Source organism: Arthrobacter sp. AOP36-C1-22 (assembly GCF_052377515.1).
In the GTDB taxonomy this organism is placed as follows: Bacteria; Actinomycetota; Actinomycetes; order Actinomycetales; family Micrococcaceae; genus Arthrobacter_H.
This window is the reverse complement of record NZ_JBQSWW010000026.1, coordinates 24,099-46,588: the sequence shown is the minus strand read 5'-3', so window position 1 is coordinate 46,588 and position 22,490 is coordinate 24,099. Positions and strand designations below refer to the sequence as shown.

Genomic DNA, 22,490 nt, shown 5'->3' with positions numbered 1-22,490 from the left:
TCAAGTCCTGAGGAGGAACACATGAGAACCCTCGCCCACACATTGAAATCGGCTCTCGACTCGGGCGACGTCAGCGTCTCGATCAGCCGTTGCTGCAATGCACTTCGATGGGTCATCACCGCACGCACGTCAACCGACAGAAGCTGTCGATAGCCCGTTCTCCATCTCCACACGGGCGTAACAACGAGAGAGCTGGGGGGCGGACATGGCACCGTACGACCCCCTGCTCGCCCGGACACGCACCATCCACAATCCCAGTGGCCCCGTCGCGTACGACTGCGTCAAGCTGATCGTGGTCCGCGACGGTGGCGCCATCCTCTTCAGCGAGTTCGGTGAACAGCCCGTCAATGTCGGCGACGTGATCCTGCTCGGCGCGAACGTCCTCTGCGGATCGGAGCCGGAGGGGCACATCACGGTCACGACGATCTACCTCGACACTGACTACGTCCTCGATCAACTGTTCTGGCAGCATGTCGAGCTCCTGCACGACCGGCTGGACGCGCAAGGCTTCGCGGACACGACCTTTACCGAGCCCGCCCAATTGCTCCGCCTCGGTGAAGATCGGACCGGCATGTTGATGCCGTGGTTGGATGAATTGGTCGCCTTGAGCATCGGTCAGGCCTACCGGCAGCGCTTCCATCGGATGCAGGCACTGTTGCACGCGGTCATCGACGTGGTTGCTCCGTTCATCCGCATCTCGCCGCTCCGCACTTCACCGCTGCAACGGGCCCATATTCGGCCGACAATCCCGCGCGATCGCCGCTTCGCGCCGCTGCGTGTCGAGGCCCGGGAGGTTCACGTCGCTTTACATGCTGATGTGGCCAGGGCATGGACGTTGCCAGAGTTGGCCAACATGGTCCATCTGTCGTCGAAGCAACTCACCCGAGTGTTCGCGGACGCCTTTGGGAAGACCCCGATGACCTACCTGACGATGCTCCGTGTGGAGGAGATGGCCAGGCTCCTGCGGGAAACCGACTTGTCCGTCACGGAGGCCGGTCGCCAGGTTGGCTGGCAGTCCCGGAACCGGGCATCGGGGGCCTTCCGAGAGTGCGTGGGGATCACACCGAGTCGCTATCGAACGATGCGGTTCATCGGCGGCGATGTGCCCATTGATCGGACATTCCTGCCCACCTAAACGACACCTTGCGCGGTGCTGAGCCCCACGGTGGCGTGTTGGCTGATATGCCGTTGTCTACGTCAGGAGTACGCGAGCTTCCTGGCGGCCAACCTACCGATTTGCTTGTTCGCTGACCGTCTCGACTCGCCGGATGCTCCTGGCGCACCTCGCAGGTGTAGGACCGACCACCAGCCCGGTGGCCGGCCCTACCGGGAGGAGGCCGGACGATGGCGACGAGGGAGGAAGCCCGCCGGGCGCGGGAGGCGAAGCTCGACGAGCTGCATGGGAAACTGACGAGCGCGGTTGAGCAGCTGGTCTCCGGTGAGGACTGGGCGAAGGCCCTGTCGTTCGCGGCCCGGTTCCGGTCCCGCAGCTTCAACAACGTTCTGCTGATCTGGGCGCAGCACGGGGAAGCGTTCGAGGCAGGTCGCGTGCCTGACCCGGTGCCGTCGTATGTGGCCGGCTACAAGCAGTGGCAGCAGCTGGGCCGCCAGGTTGAGAAAGGCCAGGCCGGCTACCAGATTCTCGCTCCGATCACGGGCCGGTTCGCCTCGGCGAACCCGGCCGATCCGGAGTTGTGGAGACGTCTGAACCGGGGCGAGAAGCCCACGCCCGGCGAAGTGGCCCGGACCCGCATGGTCGGGGTGCGGCCGGCATATGTCTGGGATGCCTCCCAGACGGCTGGCGATCCGATCCCGGAGCATCCGACCCCGACCCTGCTGAAAGGCGAGGCACCCGGCGGACTGTGGGACGGGCTTGCCTTCCAGGTCCGCGCGGCCGGGTTCGAGGTATCGCGGGTGCCGCACGAGGGGATAATCCACGGCGCCAATGGGGTCACGGACTTCGAAGTCCGGACGGTGACGGTGCGGGAGAACATGGACCCCGCCGCCCAGGTGAAGACTCTCGCTCACGAACTGGGGCATGTGCTCATGCACGGGCCTGACCAGGAGGACGCGCGACAGCATCGCGGGATCGGTGAGGTCGAGGCCGAATCGGTCGCGCTGATGGTAGGTGCCGCCCACGGAATGGACACCTCGGATTACACGATTCCGTACGTCGCCACTTGGGCCGCCCGCGTGGATGGCAAGGAACCGGCCGACATCGTCAAGGCCACAGGCGAACGGGTCCGCAAAACTGCCCTGTCGATCCTGGATCAGCTCGACACCGCCCAGCTCGGCGACGGGACCCCGCCCGGCCTCGACCGCGAGGCGCCACAGCGTGCCCAGCCGGCACATGACCAGCCAGCGCGCCGGCGACAGAGTGTGCCGCTGACCGCACCTGGCGCCCGGGCCAGCCCCGCCATCGTGCCGCAGGAACGGGGCCTGTGATGACTTCCCCCGACGGCCTCGCCGGCGTACTAACGCGCATGACCTTCCGGTGGCCGGCCTCGGCCGTCGCGCGGGAACTCGCCGGTGCGGGAGTACCTGTGTTCCCATGTCAACCGGGCGGTAAGCGCCCGCTGACCGAGCACGGGTTCCACGACGCCACCAGAGACCCCGACCAGACGGAGGCGTGGTGGAGAAAGCACCCGACCGCGAATATTGGCGTGCCGACCGGCACGGCCTCCGGTGTCGTCGTGGTCGATGTCGACGTCCACGGCCCCGTCAACGGGTTCGCGGCGTTCAACCGCGCCCACCGTGCCGGGCTCGTCGGTGGATGGCAGTTCCTCGTGACCACGCCGTCCGATGGGATGCACGCCTACTACCCGGCGACGCCGGGCGTGGTGCAGCGGTCGTGGCAGGCCGCTCGCGCCGGGATCGACTTCCGTGGCGACGGCGGCTACATCATCGTCCCGCCCTCCAGGGTGGTCAGCAATGGCACGGGCGCCGAGTATCGGGTTCGGCAGATAAGCACCGGCCCCAGCACCACGGTGGATTCGGATGCGTTGCGGGACATCCTCGACCCCCGGCCCGCGCCGCGCTGGCCGGCGAGCCCGAGCGTGGGGCAGCAGGCGGATGTGTCGCAGTTGGCGGAATGGGTCGCCAACCGTGGCGAGGGCGAGCGAAACCGTGGCCTGTTCTGGGCGGCCTGCCGCCTCGCAGAGAACGACCTTCCGGCGCCGGAGGCGCTGGAGGTGCTTGCGGCCGCGGCCTCGGAGGCGGGGCTGGGTGAGCGAGAGATTACCGCGACTGTCCGCTCCGCCTATCGCACCGTTCAACCCCGACCCCAGACCTCCTCGCGGCTACAGGACGGCTCGTCGGCAACTGGCAGTTGGTTCAGCCGGGACGCGGCCGCGCGGTCGTCCCCTCAGGTGCGGGGGCTGTCATGACCATCCATGCCAGCACCGGGCAGAGGAACCGGCGTTGGGCGGTGGTCACCGCGGTGGCGGGGACCGTGTTCATCGCCGCCGGAGCGTTCTGGCTCTCGTTCACCGCGCTGGCCGATCTGGCTGCTCGGTCCGGGGTCGGCGGTTCGCAGGCGTGGGTGTGGCCGCTGATCGTGGACGGCATCATCGTTGTCGCCACCGTCGCCGCCGTTGCCCTAGCCGGTCAGCGGTCGGCGTGGTATCCGTGGGCGCTGCTGATCGGTGGGTCCGCCGTGTCGGTGATCGCCAACGCCCTCCACGCTGTCGTCGCCGCGGATGCTGATGTCCCCGGAGTGCTGGCCGCGGCCGTTGCCGCGGTACCTCCCGTGGTGCTGCTGGCGATCACTCACCTGACCGTCATCCTCACCCGACCGCAACCAGCCCCCGACACGCTGATGTCCAGCGACGACGCCGTGTCCCCTGACATATCCGCGCCCATCGAAGAGTGGGCTTCGGCACCTGGGCCGGGGACGGTGTCGTCGGCCGAGGTCGAGGAGATCGCGGCGTTGCCGGCGCCAGCAGAGGAGAGCGAACAGGCTATAGCACCCGGCACAGCGCAGGCATCGGCAGATCGGGACAGTGAGCCGACGACCGACTCGGGGGTGGCGCGCACCGATCGGCGTGCTCGGGCAGCGCAGCTGCGCGGGCAGGGGTGGTCGAACAAGAAGATCGCCCGTGATTTGGGCGTGCACCCCTCCACGGTGGGCCGGTGGTTCACCGGCGCGCACCTTACCGACAGCACCGATGACGAGGAGGCAACCCCATGAGTCCCGAACACGACCACGACCTGCGACGACCCGACGCTGACGATCGGGCACCCGATGTAGGGACCGTTCGCCCGGCGTCGGAGGCGGTTGAAAAACTCGAGGCACCGGACGCGGTCCGGGCAGCACGGGCCTCCCGCCGACGCGGAACCGAGCGGCAGACACCAGCGGCGGAGGTGAGCCGTGCGCGGGGTGTGGAGTGGGTGCGGCCCACGGATCTCATCGCTCGCCAGGGCGCGGCCCTCGCTGGCCGGGGTGTCGATTTCGAGGTCGAGCTGGCCCGCCGTACCCGCGCGCCGCTCGCCACGGGTGTTCGTGACCTGGGTGAGCGGACCCGCCGGTTGCCACCACTGGCAGCATTCGGCCGTGGCAGCACGGGGCAGGCCGCTCCGTCCCGGCCCGGCGTCGGGTTGAGCTGAGTAGGGCGGTGACAAGCGATGCGTGCGTCAACGAGGACCGACAGCGATGTTGGGGATGGCGTGCGCACCTGCTTGTCAGGAGGTGCCCTGACCATGACCGAGAACACACACCCCACCAGCGACCCGACCACAGGATCTGACCGCGCGGACTTCACGACCGGTGAGGGTCTGCGCGCACTGCTGCACCGGCTCCACCACGGCGGGCGGCGCGCCTGGGCGTACGATGCGCAAGCGGCGGAGCTGATGCAGTTCACCGCGAAGAAGTACGCGCCGTTGGCGCGCAAGCACGGGCTGGACCCGTGGGAGGCCGCCTCGGCGGCGTTCGATGTGATGCGCACCAGGGCAGCACGCGAGGCGTACGATCCGTGGGCGGTCATCACGCACGCGGTGCGGATCACCTGCATCTTCGAAGAACGCGCCCAGGGACTGCTCTGCTCGGTCCACCAAGCCCGCCGCCCCCACATCTCTGCCTTCCACGACCCTGAACGGTTCTCCGACCGCGAGACCCCACTGACCGACTACCACCCCGCCTTCCACATCCCCGCCGCCGACGCACCAGACGGCAACGACGAGACCCCGGCATCGGAGCGAGCCAGCACCTCAGCAGGCTCGGCAGTCGAAGACGCGATCGCGCTGTTCACGCTCCTGGACTGGCCCGCCGACACGGCCCGAGCCGCGATCGAGCACGCCTGCGGAGCGCTCACCCAGGCCGGTACCCGCCAAGCCGCCTACGAAGGGCTGCGACGGGACAAGCATGCCCGCGCCCTGCTCGACATCCCCAGCCACTCCTGGACAGCACTGTTGAAGGCGCTGCTGGGCACCCCCCACCCGGCCTACACCGCTACCGGCCTCGGGAGGGGTGTGCTGCTGCGCCTGTTGATCGGCGAAAGCCTGCCCGTGTTGCTGCGCGACGACGACCTCGTCCTTTCGGTTTCCCTCGCCGCCCCACGCCGCCCTCGGAACCACGACGATGCCCAAGGTGGTGCGTGATGAGCGCGCCGGCGGGGTTCATCGAGCTGGAGCGCACGGTCGCCTCGATCCAGGTGGGCAGGCGGCATCGCACCGAGCTGGGCGACATCGACGCACTCGCCGCCTCCATCGACCGCGACGGCCTCCTCCAACCGATCACCATCACCCCGGACGGGGTGCTCGTCTGTGGGGCCAGACGGTTGGCGGCGATCCGGCAACTTGGTTGGAAGACCGTGAACGTCTGGGTCCGCTCGGGCATCTCCGACCGCCTCGGACACCTGCTGGCCGAGCAAGACGACAACGTCCTGCACAAGCCCCTGACCCAGCTCGAAGCCGCCGCCCTGTATCGGGAGCTGAAACAGGTGATGGCCGAGGACGCGGCCCGGCGGCAGGCCGCGACCCAGTTCAGCGCGCAGCAGCAACCCGGAGACGACGGTGCGGGAAAATTTCCCGCACCGTCCGACCACGGCCGGACCAGTGAGCAGGCTGCCCGGATGATCCCCGGCAGCGCGTCCTACAAGACCCTGGACAAGATCAGCTTCCTCCACCACATCGCCGAGGACCCCGCCCAACCCGAGGAGCTTCGCCAGCAGGCAGCGACCGCGCTGGAACGCATCGAGGCCGGCAACCCCGTCGACCCCCTCTACCGGCAGGTCCGGGAACAGGCCGACACGACACGCGGTGACCGCGACGCGGACCTGCACCAGCTCGCCGCTGACGCCCTCGTCCGCATCAAGACCACGACACCAAAGAGACGCACCCCACGGCCCACCCCCGCAGCGGGTCAGGGTGAGGGTGAGCCGGTGCGGTATCCGGTGCGCGCGTTCGTGCTCACCTGGAGCGAGCTGGCCGACTGGTGGACCCACTATGACCTCGACCAGCTCGCCGCCGAGCTGACCGACGAGCAGATCAATTCCTTCCTCGCCACTGCTGAGGGCACCAGCCGATTCGGCGAGCAGCTGCGTGCCGCGCGCGAGCGCGGGAGCAGCGCCGACACCGGGCCGGTGCGCGGCCACCTGCGCGCCTTGTAGCCACCTCGCTGGCTCGGGTGTGGCGGTGCACCTACGGGGCATGAAGACTCCCGACCTTTCCGATGCTCGCTCCCACCACCGAATGATCGCGGTGCTCACCGCACTCGTGGCGGTCCTCGTGCTCACCGGGATCGGGGTCTACGGCCTGATCACCGGACCACCCACCAGCAACGAGCCCGGCAGCGATGAGGGCCCCGGGCCGGGGCCAGTCGTCACCGTGCCCAGCGATCCGGTACCCACCACGACACCCCGCCTGCCCGTCGTGCGGCCTTCGGCGGACCCGGCGACGTTCGTCGGCAACGTCGTCACGGCGCTTTTCAGCTGGGATACCGCCAGCGGATTCATGCCCCTGGACTACACCTCCGTCGTGTTAGAGGTTGGTGATCCGTCCGGTGCGGAACAGGCCGGGCTCGCCGCCGACATCGCCACCTACCTCCCGAACCGGGAGGCGTGGATCGAGCTGCGGCAGTACGCCACCGCCCAGCACCTGAGCATCGACGACGTGTTCGTCCCTCAGGCATGGGGTGAGGCAGTGGAGCAGGCCCAGCCCGGCCAGCTCGCCGAAGGCACCATCGCCTACACGATCGAGGGCACCCGCCACCGCACCGGCACCTGGAACGACGAACCCGTCACCTCGAAGCATGCGGTGGCGTTCACCGTGTTCCTCGTCTGCGAGCCGACCTACGACACCTGCCACCTGCTGCGGCTGTCCCAGCTCGACAACCCCCTCCGATAGCTGCTGAGGAGTGATTGCTCGTGTTGAAGAAACTCGCCGCCGCCATCGCCCTAGTGTTCTTTGGTCCGGCGTTGCTGCTGTTGTCGGTCGGGGTGCTGATGAACCCGGCCGCCACCGCCAACGCCTGTGTCACCGGAACCGGCGTCACCGTCGGGGACGTCCCGGACGAGCTGGAGGTGACCACCGCCAACGGTGAGACCTTCACCCTCAACCGCCAGCAGCTCACGCATGCGGCGACGATCATCGAGACCGGCTCCAGCATCGACGGGGTGACCCGCAACGGCATACACATCGCGCTGATGGCGGCGCTCACCGAGTCCACGTTGCGGATGCTCGCCAACACCTCCGCCTACCCCGAATCCGCGAACTACCCCAACGACGGCAACGGCTCCGACAACGACTCCCTCGGCCTGTTCCAGATGCGACCCCAGTCCGGCTGGGGGTCGGTGGCCGAACTGATGGACCCCGTGTACCAGGCTCGGGCGTTCTTCGGCGGACCCGAAGGACCGAACTCCCCCTCCCCGCGCGGACTGCTGGACATCCCCGGCTGGGAGCAAATGGACAAGGGCGAGGCCGCCCAGGCCGTCGAGGTCTCCGCCTACCCGGACCGCTACCGCAACTACGAGCCCGTCGCCAAGACCATCCTGACCACCCTCACCGGCACCACGAAAACCAATGCTGCCGACACGGATGGGTCGAGCAGCGGCATGACAGTTCCAGCGGTGCAGACGGTCGCGGCGGAGTCCTCCCGGGTGGTGTTCCCCCTGCCGGAGGGCACCTGGGTGCTCACCAGCGAGTTCGGACCCCGGGTGCACCCGATCACCGGGGAGAACTCCGTCCACACCGGCACCGACTTCGCCGCCCCGGACGGGACCCCGATCCTCGCCGCCGCCGACGGAACCGTGACCGTCGCCGAGTTCTCCGGCGGGTATGGCGGGCTCATCGTGATCGAGCACACCCTCGACGGCGTCGCCGTCGCGACCGCGTACGGACACATGTGGGAGCAAGGCATCCACGTCAACCCCGGCGACACCGTGACCGCCGGGCAGCACATCGGCGACGTCGGCAGCTCAGGCAACTCCACAGGTCCGCACCTGCATTTCGAGGTCCGCCCCGGCGGCACCAACGGCGAAGCGATCGACCCCGCCGCCTGGCTCAACACCCATGATGCGGGCGACCTGCCCGAACCCGAGACCGGCGCCCCCAACGGCGGCTGCGACCCAGGGGCCGGGACGCCCGGCCAGGCACCGGAGCCGTTCGAGGGCGACCCGAACCAGATGGTGGACGACCCCACCTCCGACGGGCAGATGACCGCCCGCACCCTGCACCTGTATCAGCAGGCCACCGCCGCCTTCCCCGACACGTCCTGGGCGTGCTGGTCACCTCGACCGGGCACCGTCTCGGAACATCCCCTCGGGCGGGCATGCGACATCACCTTCGGCAACGCGATCGGATCGGTCCCGACTCCCGCGCAGCTCGAAGCGGGCTGGGAACTGACCAACTGGATGAAGGACCACGCCGAGGCTCTCGGAGTGGAATACCTGATCTGGCAGGACAAGATCTGGTCGCTGGCCCGCGACGCCGAGGGCTGGCGGACCTACACCAGGGGAACCGACGTCACGACCAAACACATCGACCACCTGCACGTAACGGTCGTCGCCTAAGGTCCGAGATTACATCTACCGTAGATTCGTACCTTGAGCGTTCATCGCCGCTCAAGATGGGGTGCGGATGCCGTGACGCGGATCGTGATCTCGTCCACTTTTGGCACGTGCCGCTTCGCGGCTGCTTCGGCCTCCTCGGCAACCAGATCGGCGTGGGCCAGATCCATCTGGGCGGTTCGGACGACGGCGTCGCCGCGGAGGCGATGGCCGACCCAGCGCAGCCGCACCCGCTGAACAGACTCGACCTCCGCGGCGTGTTCGAGAGCGTGCTTGACCCGGTCAACGAGCTCGGGCTCGATGCCATCCATGAGGCGACGCCCTACCGATCGAATCGTTCCGATGAGCAGCACCGCGATCATGACGGAGATGAGTAGGCCGACGATGGGGTCGGCGAGCGGGAAGCCGAGGAGGACGCCGATGGCGCCGGCAACGACGGCCAGGGACGTGAAGCCGTCGGTGCGGGCGTGCACGCCGTCGGCGACGAGCGCGGCGGAGCCGATCTTCCGGCCGACGCGGATGCGGTAGACGGCGACGGCCTCGTTGCCGAGGAAGCCGATGATGCCGGCGGCGATCACCCAGCCAACGTTCTCCATCGAGCGCGGGTTGATCATCCGGTCGATCGCCTCCCACGCGGCGATGACCGCGGACAGCGCGATCATGAGCACGATGAACAGCCCGGCGAGGTCTTCGGCCCGATTGAAGCCGTAGGTGTAGCGGCGGGTCGCTGCGCGGCGGGAGAGAACGAACGCGATCCACAGCGGTACCGCGGTGAGCGCGTCGGAAAAGTTGTGGATCGTGTCGGCGAGGAGTGCGACCGAGCCGGAGAACGCGACGACCACCGCCTGAGCCACGGTCGTGGCGAGCATGAGAACGAGGCTGATCTTCAGCGCCCGGATGCCCGCAGAGTTCGCCTCCATCGCGTCGTCGATCGAGTCCGCCGCGTCGTGGGAGTGCGGCACGAAGATTCCGTAAAGGAATCCTTTGAACCCGGTCGGGTGCGAGTGCTCGTGCTCGTGATCGGCGGCGTGCGAATGCGAGTGGCTGTGATCGGTCATGCTTCCGCTCTTTCGGAGTGGTGGTGACGCGGACGGTCATCGAGGGAGTGTTCGGCCTGGAAGATCGCATCGGTCACGAGTTGCGAGGCGTGCTCGTTCTCCAGCCGGTAAAACACCCGCTGACCCTCCTGCCGGGCAGCGACGATCCGTGCCATGCGAAGCTTCGCCAGATGCTGCGACACCGCCGCCGGGGACTTGTACACAATGTCGGCGAGGTGATTCACCGACAGCTCCTCGCTGCGGCGCAGCGCCAGAATGATCCGCACCCGCGTCGCGTCCGCGAGCAGCCCGAACACCTCGACCGCGAGCTCCACGAACTGACTGTCCGGGTCCACCCCACACACCTGCTTATCTGCATCCATACGCAGATTATTGCAGATCGGGCTGCGCGTGAGAAGCACGTCCAAGAACAGTGATGCGAAGGTGCCGACAACGGAGCACACGACTAGACACCACACGCACGAAGGTCCGAGAGCGTTGACAAGCCCGGCCTCGGGTCTTCCCAATGCCGGGTGAACCACGTCGCATTGATCGACAGCGGGCAGCCGGGCGGCCTCAGCGCACCTTCACGGCATGGCAATCCCGCTCTCGCACCATCTATTCCGGCACGTCGAATATGCGACGCCGCCGCCCGAAGGCATGAGCGGCATGGATGTGTTTCCAGACTTCGACGGGATCGGTGGGATCGGTGACCTGCGCGCGGTGATCGGCGCGCTGCTGACGTTCGTGCTCATCACTAGCGTCCTGATGCTGATCGTTTCGGCCGTCATCTGGGCCATCGCAGCTGCGAACGGCAACTACAGCGCGGCTGGGAAGGGCCGCACCGGTGTCCTCGTCGCCCTCGGCACCGCGGTCCTGGCTGGTGCCGGAGTGGCGTGGATGAACTGGCTCATCGACCTCGGCCAGCAACTCTGATCCCTGCCCAGGCTCGAAACTGCCGCCTCGGACGGCCTTGGGGATTGTCGCGCACCTGATCTGCGAACCCATCCGTGTACCCGCCCCGAAAGGGCGGGTTCCGTTCGTCAGGAGACTCACCGTGTTCGATCTCATCACCGCTCTGCCTGCGCTTATGCCAATGGATGTCGACATCACCCCCAACGATTCCGGTCTGCCCGGCATCGCCCAGCTGCGCACCATCGTCGGCGCGGTGATGACCGTCGGCCTCATCTTGTCGGTGCTCGCGCTGATCATCTCGGCGATCGTGTGGGGTTTCGGCGCGAACTCCTCTAATCCACACCTCGCGGGCCGGGGAAAGATGGGCGTCCTCGTGAGCTGCGGGGCCGCGGTGATCTGTGGCGCCAGCGTGACGTTGATCAACTTCTTCTGGGACGTCGGCCAGCAGGTCTGACACCAACCGCTGACTCGATCCTTAAAGGAGTGATTGCGGTGGGTGTATGCGATATCCCCGTCATCTCGGCCGTGTGCGACACCGCCGGCGAAGCCGCCGCCAGTCTGGTGGCGGCACCGTTCGACTGGCTCGCCCAAGCGATGGGTGCCGCCGCTGGCTGGTTGTTCGAGGCCGTGTGGTCCGTGTTCGACACCACCACGCTCGTCGATGTCACCCGACCCGAATATGTGGCGGTCTATAACCTGCTGTTCGGCATCGCAGTGTTCGTGATGCTGATCTTCTTCTGTCTCCAGCTGCTCACCGGTCTGATCCGCCGCGATCCCACTGCCCTGGCTCGGGCAGCCCTCGGGTTGGCGAAGTCTGTGCTCGGCTCGTTCGTGGTGATCACGCTGACGGCGTTGCTGCTGGAGATCGTCGACCAGCTCTGTGTCGGGATCATCCAGGCCGCCGGTGAGACCACCGAGTCGATGGGCGACAAGATCACCCTCCTCGCGGCGGGGCTGGTGGGGATCAACATCGCCGCCCCCGGGGTGGGGGCGATCATCACGATCTTCCTCGCCGGCCTGGCGATCGCCGCCGCCGCGACCGTGTGGCTGTCGCTGCTCGTGCGGAAGGCGCTGTTGCTGGTGGCGATCGTGTTCGCACCCCTGGCGTTCTCCGGCGCCTCCTGGGACGCCAGCAGAGGATGGATCGGCAAGTGGGCGATGTTCGTCATCGCGCTGATCTGCTCCAAGCTCGTCCTGGTCGTGATGTTCCTGGTCGCCATCACCCAGGTATCGGCACCGATCGATGCGGACCTGTCCTCGATCAGCGACCCGCTGGCCGGAATCGTGCTGATGGCGATGGCCGCATTCGCCCCCTACCTGACCTACAAGTTCATCAGCTTCATCGGATTCGACATGTACCACGCGATCGGCTCTGAACAAGACGCCAAACAGGCCCTCAACCGCCCTGTCCCCACCCCGACGAAACCAGCCGGCGACGGCCCCAAGAAGGTCCTCGACGGAGGCAACAGCGGCGACAGCGGTGGGAGCGGTGGGAAGACGCCGCCTCCGGCCAAGACCTCCGCGCCCCAGGCATCCGGGGGTGGGGCGAGTGCTGCTGGAGGCGCTGGCACCGCGGGTGGGTCCGCCGGCGCAGGAGCAGGAGCAAGTGGTGGTGCCGGGGCAGGTGCGGTGGGTGCGGGTGCTGCGGCGGCTGGTCCGGCCGCGGCTGCGGTGATCGCGGCGAAGGTCGCCAAGGGTGCTGCGACTGCCGGTCCGAAGGCCGGCACGGCTCTTGGCAACCAGGGCGAGGCCGCCGCCGACAGTGCCGGGCAGACCGGCGCCACACCCTCTCCTGCGGCGTCCTCGACGTCGTCTACACCGACCACGAAGGCTCCGCCTCCTGCCGAGCCGAAGACACCGTCGGCGGGTCCCTCGCAACCGACGCCGCCTGCGCCGAAGCCGGCCCCGCCGCCGCCGGCACCGAAGCCGACCGGGAAGGACTGAGACGGCCATGACGACGAAGCAGAAGGAGTCCTCCACGGAGCTGGTGCCGGTCAAGTTCTCCCGCCTCACCCGCCGCGGTATCCTCCTTGGCCTGTCCCTGGCCCAGCTCATCACCCTCGCCACCGGCGTCCTTGCCGTCGTCGGCGGCCTGTATGCCGGCGGTGGCATCCTGCTGGCTTACACGGCTCCGGTGTGGGTGCTCGCCGCGGCGCTGACGTGGATACCCGTCGCCGGACGCCCAGCCGTGGAGTGGCTGCCGGTCGCATCCTGGTGGCTCTGGCGCACCACCGCAGGCCAACTCCTCTATCGGCGCCGCATCGTGGCACCGCGGCCGGTCGGGACGCTCGCGCTGCCCGGGGACATGGCACGCATGCGCGAGTACACCGACCCCGACACCGGGGCCGGGATGATCCATGACCCCCACGCCGCGACCCTCACCGTGGTCTGCGAGGTGACCCATCCAGCGTTCGTGCTCCTGGACCCGGGCGAGCAGGAACGCCGCGTTACCTCCTGGGGTCGCGTCTTGGCCACGGTGTGCCGCTCCGGACGGATCGCCACCCTCCAAGTCGTCGAACGCACTTTGCCGGACTCCGGCACCGGATTGGCTGAATGGTGGGCCTCCCACGGCACCGCCGACGACACCTGGGCCGCGACCACGTACGCGGAACTGATCGAGCGTGCCGGGCCGGCCGGGGAACGGCACGCGACCACTTTGTCCCTCTCGCTGGATATGAAGACCGCGGCCCGGCAGATCAGGACCGCCGGCGGAGGCATCCGCGGGGCCGCGGCCGTCCTGCGCCAGGAGATGTCGACCCTGGTCGCGGCGCTGCGCTCAGCGGACCTGAAGCCCTCCGGGTGGCTGAGCCCGGGACAGATCGCGGTGATCCTGCGCAGCGCATATGACCCGGCGATCGCCGCGACCCTGGAACGCCACGGCGAACTCGGCCAGCACCTCGCCACCGCTGGCCCCGTGGCCGTCAACGAGTCCTGGACCCGGTTGCGCACCGACTCCGCACACCACGCAGTGCTGTGGGTCTCGGAGTGGCCGCGCTCGATGGTCTACCCGGGCTTCCTGTCTCCGGTGCTGCTGTCCACCGGCATCCAACGCAGCTTCTCGCTGCTGTGCACTCCGATGCGTTCGGACCAGGCCGCCCGCGACATCCGCAAGAAGAAGGTCGAGCACATCTCCGACGCCGCCCAGCGGGCGAAGATCGGGCAGATCGAAGACGCCACCCAGACCGCCGAGTACCACGACGTCCTCCAGCAGGAAGCCGACCTGACCGCCGGCCACGGCGTGCTGCGGTTCACCGGCCTCATCAGCGTCTCCGCACCCACCGTCGAAGAGCTGGAGGCCGGTGTGGCCGCGATTGAGCAGGCCGCGATCCAAGCCTCCTGCGAGACCCGGCTACTCGTGGGACAGCAGGCCGCCGCGTTCACCGCCGCTGCGCTGCCGCTGTGTCGCCGAGTCTGACCCGTCAAACGGAGAGCCAGTACCAATCCCGAAGCCGGCTGCGTACGTGACGTGGGCATTCGGGTTGGTGCACACAGACTCTTTGATCGCCCGCCGTCTCCGCTTCGTATGCTCGGCCCGTACCCGTGCGGGATCGAGTCGCTCTTCTCTGACTTCACCGTTCCTCGGCATCGTGGGCGCCCGGCTAGACGCGTTGTCCCGACGGGCAACGCAACTTATGTTGACTTGGAGGCCATGTCAACGTAGGTTGCTTTGTATGGAGATCATGGACCTCACAGTTCGGGCGGCTGACGTGTCCGACCCTCGCGTGGGACTGCGAGCGATCGCAGCATTGCGTCGCTTGGTGGACACGCTGGAGCTACGCCAGGTCGAAGCCGCTTTGGCCGCCGGTCTGGGCTGGACCGATATCGCCGATTGTCTGGGCGTGTCCCGTCAGGCCGTTCACAAGAAGTACCGCAACCGGGTCCGGCCCGGTCTGGCGCCCAAGCACGGAGGAGCTCGATGAGCGCACGCACGATGCCGATCTACCTGACCGCCGCCTGGCGCGAGGCCGCCCGTGCGCGGGAGCCTTACATCGACCTCGATCACCTTCTGATCGGCCTGATCGCTGCTGGCGGGCAGGCGGCCCAGTTACTCACCCGCCACGGCATCGATCTGATCTCTGCGCGCTCCGCCGCCGGTGCGGTCCATGCTGATGCGGTCGCTCTTCTCGGCGTGGACGTCCGCGCACTCCCCGCACCGGCACCGCGACCATTGAACGAGCTGAACCGCGGGGATGTTGGGGAAGTGCCGATGAACGAAAGGGCTGATCGACTCATTGACCGCCTCGGTGTCCGCGCGACAGAACGCGATCTGCTGCATGCCTTGCTCGCAGAGCCATCCGGAACGATCCGCGACCTCATCGAACGCGGTGGCGCTGATCTGGAAACCATGACCAGCGAGGTGGTTGGTGGCCACGCAGATTGGTCACCGGTCGCCCCGCAGCGTGCTCAGACCGTCGAATCGCAGGCAGAAACACGCATGGCAGCCGTGCAGCTGACGCACTTCATTCCCGCCGAGCGGGGACTCGTGCGTTCAGTCGCCACCGACAGCACGGTGGCCCCGCAATGGTTGATGGTTCCCGACACGACGCGGCAAAACGACGGCACGCTAGTCGTGGACGTGACGAAGCGCGGTCGCACCCGTACTCTCCGGCTCACCCCCACAGCCGACGAGGACGGACACGTTCGCTGGGACGACCAGCCGTTGGGCTGGTACGAGCTGCGATTTGTCGCCGTCGACGGTGGCACAATACTTACGCTGACCCGCGCTGTTCGTCCCCTCGGCTTGCTCGGCGCCGCACTGATTCCGCTGATCCGTCTGTCGAACGGACTTGGCCTGCTCGTCCGTGCACAAAACCTCGCGCTCGCCTGCGCCGACGCGATGGATCACAAGTAGTGATGGAGGGACGGGCAGGCGCCCCGACGCTCGCCCCGGCACCGTCGCGCGCCCTACTGGGCTACCTGCGCGAGCACCGTGGCGCACTCGTCATCGTGGTCGCTTTGTCGATCCTGGGCGCGGGGCTGAACCTGGCCCAACCGTTGCTGGTCAATCGGCTCATCGACTCGGTGGGGACCGGCCGACCGCTGGCCCAGCTGATCTGGGTGCTCATCGTCCTGGTGGTCGGTGCCGGGGTGGTCGGTGCGGTGCAGCAGTTCTTGCTGGAGCGCACCGCCGAAGGCGTCGTGCTGACCGCGCGGCGCCGGCTGATCGCCGCCCTGCTCCACCTCCCGGTGCGGGTCTATGACACTCGCCGCGCCGGTGACCTCGTCTCCCGGGTCGGGTCGGACACCACCATGGTGCGCGCCGCCCTGACCGGGGGGCTGGTCGACGCTCTCGGTGGCGCCCTGGTCTTCGCCGGCTCGCTCATTGCCATGCTGCTGCTCGATGCGGTCCTGCTCGGGATCACCCTGGCCGTCGTCGCAGTGGCCATGGTCAGCGTCGTGCTGGCCTCGGCCCAGATTCAGACCCTCACCCAATCGGCCCAGGAGGCACTGGGGCGGCTCGGCGCGGGCGTGGAACGGGCGGTCTCGGCGATCCGCACCATCCGGGCCAGCGGCGCCACCGACCGCGAGATCGCCCGACTCAACGATGAGGCGTCCGCCGCCTACGGCTACGGCGTGCGTGTGGCCGGCGTTGAAGCCGTGCTCTGGCCCATCAGCGGCCTCGCAGTCCAGGGATCATTCCTCGCCGTGCTCGGGGTCGGGGGCTACCGGGTAGCGGCCGGTGCCCTCACCGTGGCCGACCTGGTGACCTTCATCCTCTTCCTGTTCATGATGATCATGCCGCTCGGACAGTTCTTTTCCGCGATCACCACCGTGCGTTCCGCTCTTGGTGCCTTGGCCCGTATCCACGAGGTCCTCGACCTACCGCGGGAGGATGACGGCGACCCGCCTGTCATCGCGGGTGTGCCAGGGCGCGCCGGGACCTCCTCGGAAGAACCCCCACCACCCGCGGAGGGCGCCGAAGTCGTCTTCGACCACGTCACTTTCGCCTTCCGGCCCGGCCACCGCGTCTTGACCGATGTCACCCTCACGGCACCTCGCGGGTCCACCACCGCGATCGTGGGTCCGTCCGGGGCGGGCAAGTCGACCCTGCTTGCCCTGGTCGAGCGGTTCTACGACCCCGACCGCGGCGCAATCCGCCTGGATGGCACCGATATCCGGGTCATGCCGAGGGCGGTGCTGCGCGCCCAGATCGGTTACGTCGAGCAAGACGCGCCGGTGCTGGCCGGCACGATCCGCGAGAACCTTGTTCTCGCCAACCCCACCGCCGACGACGACCAATGCCGCACCGTGCTCGCCGCCGTCAACCTCCTGGAGCGCATCGCCGCCCATCCCGATGGGCTGGATGCCACTGTGGGCGACGACGGTGCCGGCCTGTCCGGCGGAGAACGCCAGCGCCTGGCCATCGCCCGCGCCTTGCTCGTAGACGCCCCGCTGCTCCTGCTCGATGAGCCCACCGCGAGCCTCGACTCCCGCAACGAGCAGGCCCTGCACCAAGCGATCCGCTCGGCATCGACCGGCCGCACGGTGCTCATCGTCGCTCACCGCCTGGCCACCGTCGCGGCCGCCGACCAGATCGTGGTCTTGGACCGTGGCCGGCTCACTGCCACTGGCACGCACGCCGAGCTATTGGAGACCTCGGCCCTCTACCGCGAACTCGCCCACCACCAACTGCTCGCATGAGAGTCGAGAGTCCCGCACTGGCCACGTGTGCGAGGACTTCGGACACACGCACGGCCGGCGTTGAACTGTGACACGGATACCCACCACGTCTGGTCGCCTCCCTCCGACGTGAGGCGCGCAGGGCTTGCGAGTGCACCTGCCTGACACACCACGTCTCAGGGAGGCCACACGATGCCCACATTCCACAACCCACTCGCCGATGCCGCCGAGGCATCTGACGCGCTGCGCGGGCTCGCGCACGCCAGCCGCGTCTTCGACAACCCCGCCGACACCTACAGCGTGCTCGGTGACCTCCTCTCGGGCGTCCGATCGCTGCGCCAGGTGCTCGATCAGCTCGGCTCCGCGCATCTCGTTCATCGCGGCCGCGCTCACGACGATGACGGTGACCAAGCGATCGGTGCCTCCGAAGCCCTCGCCGCGGCAGACGACCTGCACCACGCCGGAACGCTCCTCGATAGTGTCGAGGAGCGCGTCAATGCCGCGATGACCCATTCGGGACGCATCGCCTGGCACGCCCCCGCCCAGGAACTCGACCGGGAGGCAGTGTCCACGGAAGCACCGCGGCGGTGGCTCAGCGTCGTCTTCCTCCAAGGCTCAGAAGCTGACGAGGTGCTCGACCTCATCAACCGGGACGGCCCCGACGCGGCGATCACGCACCTGAGGAACTGGGACTACGGGGAGGAGACAACCGACGCGGCACTGGAGAACGGGTACGTCTACGAGGAACCACCCACCGGACAACTCGACCGGGTCGCCACGGACGGTGACTACACCCTCACGTACAACCCGTTCATGGGGCACGTCAATCTCCTCCGGGCACACCCCGCCGCCACACCCGACCCGACCATCGACGGGACCGACGTGGTGACATCGCGTGAGGCCATCAGCGGCGTCGGGCCACTCGATCCGAGCACGCCCCAGACCGAAGTGACGCCCGCATCCGCGCGGACGCAGCACGGGTCGGTGGGAGCGGAGCCGGACTGGTTCGCGGAGCCGACCCGCTCCTCAGAGTCGACGGGGCGGGGGTTGTCGCTGTGAGCGCGCGCGAGCCCGAACGCCTGCACACCTCGGTCCTGGTCGCCCCGACCGCCGACCGTCGCCGGCTCCGCAAGCAACGCAAACAGGCCGCCGCACGCCTCCAAGTCGAGCAGCGCCGCGCCGAGCAGGCCGCGGCCAGGGCGAAAGCCGAGGCCGAACGGGCCGACCGTAGAGCCACCACTTACCTACCCGCCGCCGGTGAGTCCGGTCCTACAGCTCTGCGCACCCCGGGCGGGTTCCGCCTCCCGCGCCACCAGGACACTTCCGCGACGCTGGCGGGTGCCTATCCGTTCGTCGCTGAAGGCGGTCTCGGCTCCGAGGGGGTGTTCGTCGGCCAAGACCTCTACTCCGGCGGCTCGTTCGTCTACGACCCCTGGGTGCTCTACGCCCGCGGGATCATCACCGCCCCCAACGTCGTCCTCGCCGGCATCGTGGGATCGGGCAAGTCCTCGCTAGCGAAGTCGCTCTACACGCGGTCGCTGCCGTTCGGGCGGCGCGTCTATGTCCCGGGTGATCCGAAGGGCGAGCACACCGCCGTCGCGAACGCGGTCGGCGGGAAGGCAATCGTCCTGGGCCACGGACTCAGCACGAGACTGAACCCCCTTGATGAAGGACTCCGGCCCTCCGGGCTGTCGGATCACGAGTGGGCCATCACGGTCGCCTCCCGCCGCCGCGATCTCATCGGCGCTCTTGCTGAGACTGTCCTGGCCCGCGGGTTAACGCCGTTGGAGCACACCGCGATCGACCTTGCCCTGACCGCAGTCGTCGCGGAGAACACTGTGCCGATCCTGCCGATGGTCGTCGACCGCATCCTCACCCCGGACGAGGCCGCCGACGGCAGGTTGGCCGAGGACGGGCGGCTCGTCGGCCATGCCCTGCGCCGCCTGGTCGCCGGTGACCTCGCCGGCCTGTTCGACGGTCCCAGCACGGTCCGGTTCGACCCGTCGCTGCCGATGATCAGTCTCGACCTATCCCGGGTCACCGAGAACTCCACACTCATTTCGGTGTTGATGACGTGCTCGTCGGCGTGGATGGAGTCCGCACTGCTGGACCCCAACGGTGGGCAGCGGTGGGTGATCTACGACGAAGCGTGGCGCCTGATGTCCCACCCAGCGTTGTTGAAGCGGATGGACGCGCACTGGCGCCTTGCGCGGCATTACGGGATCGCGAACATGCTGATCTTCCACAAACTCTCCGACCTGGACAACGTCGGCGACGCGGGCTCGGCCATGCGCTCCCTGGCGAACAGTCTGCTGGCCAATGCCGAGACCCGGATCGTCTACCGGCAGGAATCCGACCAGCTCGGCCCCACTGCCCAGGCGCTCGGGCTGACCGGCACCGAACAGAAACTGCTCCCATCGTTGGGCGTCGGGCAGGGGCTGTGGCGGATCAAGGACCGGGCTTTCGTCACCCAGCACCAGCTCCATCCCGCCGAGCTGGAGCTGTTCGACACCAGCTCGCGGCTCACCTCGGGGGTGAAGTGATGACCCGTAAACCCCCACGCCACACCACCGGACCGGTACCGGAAGAGACGCCGGTTGTGCTGCCGCACGCGGTCATCACCGTCACCGAGACCGGCGTCCTGGACGTCACCGTCGACGGCACCGACGTCCCACCACCAGACGGCGATGCGTGGACGCGCAGCACCTTCGGGCCCCTCATGGACGCCCTCACCCGGGACCGGACCAGCACGGTGCGCATCGAGGTGCACGAGAGCGACGGCACCGTGTTCACCGACGTCATCCGCACCCGCCGCCGCACCGCGCCCAAGCCACCAGAAACCGAGGCGGAGACCGAGGCCGAACGAGGCAGGCAGGTCAAAGGCAGCAGCAAGCGGCGGCCGGAACCCGTCGAAGTGACCGGCGACGGGTTCGTACCCGGCGAAGACGTCGCCGTCGCGGTCATCATCGCCCACGCCGATGCCATCAGCACCGGTCATGCCCGCGCCCTCCTGGACCGGGGTCAACTCCGGTCGCTGCCATCCGATGTTGCCAGCGAGGTCGTGCTGTTCGGACGCGTCTCGGGGACTATTCACGTGCGGCGGCTGCCGTGAGCGCCCCACCGGGGCGGCAGGGTGGGTCGTTCGGTGACGAGCTGACCAACGCCGCCCTTATCGCTCTGGTCGGGATGTTCGGGATCGCGCTCATCCTCCGCGCCTCGGGGTCCGTGGCGGCGTTCCTCACCGGCACACCCCAGCCCGAGGCCGGCCCCGCCGCTGGGCTCGGAGTGTTATTCAACCCCGGCGACCCCGCGGCTGCGCTCGACGCCGACGGGCTCAACCCGACCATGTACTGGATCATCACCGTGGCGATGCTGGCCGGGCTCGTGACCGCCGGAGTATGGGGGTGGGTGCGGCTGCGCCGCCATTCCCGCCGAGTCGAGACCGACCCACGCCGCCTCGCCGGCACCGCCACGGCCCATGAAGTCACCCAGACGGCCTCGGCGAAGGCGCTGCTCCGCCGGGCCGAGGCACTCCGCGCATCCCTGACCGATCCCGCACCGTCGGATGTCGGCTATCGGATCGGCACGTCCAAGGGGCGCGAAGTGTGGGCGTCGGTAGAAGACTCGATCCTGCTCATCGGCCCGCCCCGCTCCGGCAAGGGCCTGCACATCGTCATCCCGGCCATCCTCGACGCGCCCGGCGCCGTCGTCACCACCAGCACCCGGCCGGACAACCTCACCGCCACCCTCCGCGCGAGGCAGCGTGGCGGACGGCCGGTGGCGGTGTTCGACCCCCAGCGCCTCGCCGAAGGCATCCCCGCCGGAATGCGCTGGTCACCCATCCGCGGATGTGAGGACCCGCTCACGGCGATGATCCGCGCCACCGGCCTCTCCGCAGCGACCGGCCTGTCCGCTGGCGGGGTCGAATCCGGCGGCTTCTGGGAAGGCAAAACCCGCACCGCCCTCCAAGCCCTCCTGCACGCCGCGGCTCTCGACCACCGACCACCAGCAGAGCTGTTCCGGTGGACCCTCGACCCCACCGCCGCCGCTGAAGCCGTCGCGATCCTCACCAACACCACGCAGGCGGCCACCGGGTGGGCGGACTCCCTCGGAGCAATGATCGACGCCGACCCCAAAACGCGGGATTCGATCTGGCAGGGCGTCGCCCTGGCCCTCAGCGCCCTGGCCGACCCCCGCGTCCTCGACGCGGTCTCGCCCGGGCCCGGTGAGGGCTTCGACCCCGAAACCTTCATCCGTGACCGCGGCACGCTCTATCTCCTCGCCACCGGCGCCGGGGCCGGTGCATCCTCCGCGCTGGTGGCGGCGTTCGTCGAAGACCTCATCGAAACTGCCCGCCGTATCGCTGCCCGCTCACCAGGCGCACGCCTCGACCCGCCCCTGCTGCTCGCGCTCGACGAGATCGGCAACCTCGCACCACTTCCCAGCCTGCCCACGTTGATGGCTGAGGGCGGCGGTACCGGTATCACCACCCTGCCCGTCCTCCAGTCCCTGGCCCAAGCACGGGATAAGTGGAGCGACAACGCCGCCGGAGCAATCTGGGACGCCAGTATCGTCAAGATCATCCTCGGCGGCGCCTCCAACTCCCGCGACCTCCAAGACCTGAGCACGCTCATCGGCGAACGCGACGAGTACACCGACTCCGTCACCCGCGGCGACCACGGCACCCGCTCCAACCAACGCTCCATCCGCCGCGTCGCGATCCTCCCACCAGACCGCATCAGGACACTCCCGTTCGGCACCGGTGTCACCCTGCTGCGAGCCGCGCCGCCGATCGTCACCGACCTACGCTCCTGGCCGTCACGTTCGGACGCAGGCCAGCTGAAGGCCGACCGGGCCGAGATCGAGGCGCTGCTGCGTCGCCCTGGTTCCTGACCCGGCGCGCCTGCCGGGGGTG

22 protein-coding genes are annotated in these 22,490 nt (G+C 68.5%); 20 read left to right on the top strand and 2 right to left on the bottom strand.

The features are described 5' to 3' along the window. Positions 1-205: 205 nt before the first annotated feature. The 9 genes from ACT3S6_RS13240 to ACT3S6_RS13200 all read left to right on the top strand — a co-directional run bounded on the left by ACT3S6_RS13240 (position 206) and on the right by ACT3S6_RS13200 (position 9,005). Positions 206-1,135 carry a helix-turn-helix transcriptional regulator gene (locus tag ACT3S6_RS13240; RefSeq protein WP_101569943.1) on the top strand — a complete coding sequence of 310 codons (930 nt, stop codon included), beginning with the start codon at positions 206-208 and terminating at the stop codon, positions 1,133-1,135. Between the two features lie 209 nt (positions 1,136-1,344). Next, positions 1,345-2,445, top strand: coding sequence for an ArdC-like ssDNA-binding domain-containing protein (locus ACT3S6_RS13235; RefSeq protein ID WP_444555342.1), 1,101 nt, complete (start codon positions 1,345-1,347; stop codon positions 2,443-2,445). Further along, complete coding sequence (locus ACT3S6_RS13230; RefSeq protein ID WP_180958889.1) at positions 2,445-3,386, top strand: bifunctional DNA primase/polymerase; 942 nt, start codon at positions 2,445-2,447, stop codon at positions 3,384-3,386. Before ACT3S6_RS13235 ends, ACT3S6_RS13230 begins: the two co-directional genes overlap by 1 nt. Further along, entirely contained in the window at positions 3,383-4,189 is an 807-nt protein-coding gene (locus tag ACT3S6_RS13225; RefSeq protein ID WP_444555341.1) for a DUF2637 domain-containing protein, read from the top strand. The genes ACT3S6_RS13230 and ACT3S6_RS13225 overlap by 4 nt, the downstream gene beginning before the upstream one ends. Further along, complete coding sequence (locus ACT3S6_RS13220) at positions 4,186-4,605, top strand: hypothetical protein (protein WP_101569940.1); 420 nt, start codon at positions 4,186-4,188, stop codon at positions 4,603-4,605. Before ACT3S6_RS13225 ends, ACT3S6_RS13220 begins: the two co-directional genes overlap by 4 nt. A gap of 93 nt (positions 4,606-4,698) precedes the next feature. Continuing rightward, complete coding sequence (locus tag ACT3S6_RS13215; protein WP_444555340.1) at positions 4,699-5,595, top strand: hypothetical protein; 897 nt, start codon at positions 4,699-4,701, stop codon at positions 5,593-5,595. After that, on the top strand, positions 5,595-6,605 hold the full coding sequence (locus tag ACT3S6_RS13210) for a ParB N-terminal domain-containing protein (protein ID WP_444555339.1): 1,011 nt from the start codon (positions 5,595-5,597) through the stop codon (positions 6,603-6,605). Before ACT3S6_RS13215 ends, ACT3S6_RS13210 begins: the two co-directional genes overlap by 1 nt. Positions 6,606-6,645: 40 nt before the next feature. Then, entirely contained in the window at positions 6,646-7,341 is a 696-nt protein-coding gene (locus ACT3S6_RS13205) for a hypothetical protein (protein WP_444555338.1), read from the top strand. 20 nt (positions 7,342-7,361) lie between these two features. Beyond that, a complete protein-coding gene (locus ACT3S6_RS13200; protein WP_444555337.1) occupies positions 7,362-9,005 on the top strand; it encodes a M23 family metallopeptidase in 1,644 nt (547 codons plus the stop codon). 41 nt (positions 9,006-9,046) lie between these two features. Here the strand turns inward: ACT3S6_RS13200 and ACT3S6_RS13195 are convergent, their stop codons facing one another. After that, positions 9,047-10,060, bottom strand: coding sequence for a cation diffusion facilitator family transporter (locus ACT3S6_RS13195; RefSeq protein ID WP_101569935.1), 1,014 nt, complete (start codon positions 10,058-10,060; stop codon positions 9,047-9,049). Next, on the bottom strand, positions 10,057-10,422 hold the full coding sequence (locus ACT3S6_RS13190) for an ArsR/SmtB family transcription factor (protein ID WP_180958887.1): 366 nt from the start codon (positions 10,420-10,422) through the stop codon (positions 10,057-10,059). The genes ACT3S6_RS13195 and ACT3S6_RS13190 overlap by 4 nt, the downstream gene beginning before the upstream one ends. Before the next feature lie 286 nt (positions 10,423-10,708). Here ACT3S6_RS13190 and ACT3S6_RS13185 point away from each other — a divergent pair, with 286 nt between their 5' ends. The 11 genes from ACT3S6_RS13185 to ACT3S6_RS13135 all read left to right on the top strand — a co-directional run bounded on the left by ACT3S6_RS13185 (position 10,709) and on the right by ACT3S6_RS13135 (position 22,468). After that, positions 10,709-10,975, top strand: a complete 267-nt coding sequence (locus tag ACT3S6_RS13185) for a DUF6112 family protein (protein WP_101569934.1) — start codon at positions 10,709-10,711, stop codon at positions 10,973-10,975. 121 nt (positions 10,976-11,096) lie between these two features. Next, the gene (locus ACT3S6_RS13180) at positions 11,097-11,408 is read left to right on the top strand and encodes a DUF6112 family protein (RefSeq protein ID WP_101569933.1); all 312 of its coding nucleotides are present in this window, start codon (positions 11,097-11,099) and stop codon (positions 11,406-11,408) included. 38 nt (positions 11,409-11,446) lie between these two features. Continuing rightward, positions 11,447-12,898: a conjugal transfer protein TrbL gene (locus tag ACT3S6_RS13175; protein WP_444555336.1), complete on the top strand. Its 1,452-nt coding sequence runs from the start codon at positions 11,447-11,449 to the stop codon at positions 12,896-12,898. A 7-nt stretch (positions 12,899-12,905) separates the two neighbouring features. After that, positions 12,906-14,369 (top strand): SCO6880 family protein, encoded by a 1,464-nt coding sequence (locus tag ACT3S6_RS13170; protein ID WP_444555335.1) that lies wholly within the window; start codon positions 12,906-12,908, stop codon positions 14,367-14,369. Between the two features lie 256 nt (positions 14,370-14,625). Further along, a complete protein-coding gene (locus ACT3S6_RS13165; protein ID WP_101569930.1) occupies positions 14,626-14,874 on the top strand; it encodes a hypothetical protein in 249 nt (82 codons plus the stop codon). Next, the gene (locus ACT3S6_RS13160; protein WP_444555334.1) at positions 14,871-15,806 is read left to right on the top strand and encodes a Clp protease N-terminal domain-containing protein; all 936 of its coding nucleotides are present in this window, start codon (positions 14,871-14,873) and stop codon (positions 15,804-15,806) included. The genes ACT3S6_RS13165 and ACT3S6_RS13160 overlap by 4 nt, the downstream gene beginning before the upstream one ends. 2 nt (positions 15,807-15,808) lie before the next feature. After that, a complete protein-coding gene (locus ACT3S6_RS13155; RefSeq protein ID WP_101569928.1) occupies positions 15,809-17,596 on the top strand; it encodes an ABC transporter ATP-binding protein in 1,788 nt (595 codons plus the stop codon). 171 nt (positions 17,597-17,767) lie between these two features. Next, positions 17,768-18,634, top strand: a complete 867-nt coding sequence (locus ACT3S6_RS13150) for a hypothetical protein (protein WP_444555333.1) — start codon at positions 17,768-17,770, stop codon at positions 18,632-18,634. After that, positions 18,631-20,118, top strand: a complete 1,488-nt coding sequence (locus ACT3S6_RS13145; protein ID WP_101569926.1) for an ATP-binding protein — start codon at positions 18,631-18,633, stop codon at positions 20,116-20,118. The genes ACT3S6_RS13150 and ACT3S6_RS13145 overlap by 4 nt, the downstream gene beginning before the upstream one ends. Beyond that, the gene (locus tag ACT3S6_RS13140; RefSeq protein WP_180958886.1) at positions 20,118-20,687 is read left to right on the top strand and encodes a hypothetical protein; all 570 of its coding nucleotides are present in this window, start codon (positions 20,118-20,120) and stop codon (positions 20,685-20,687) included. The genes ACT3S6_RS13145 and ACT3S6_RS13140 overlap by 1 nt, the downstream gene beginning before the upstream one ends. Continuing rightward, on the top strand, positions 20,684-22,468 hold the full coding sequence (locus ACT3S6_RS13135; RefSeq protein ID WP_101569924.1) for a TraM recognition domain-containing protein: 1,785 nt from the start codon (positions 20,684-20,686) through the stop codon (positions 22,466-22,468). The genes ACT3S6_RS13140 and ACT3S6_RS13135 overlap by 4 nt, the downstream gene beginning before the upstream one ends. Positions 22,469-22,490: the final 22 nt, after the last annotated feature.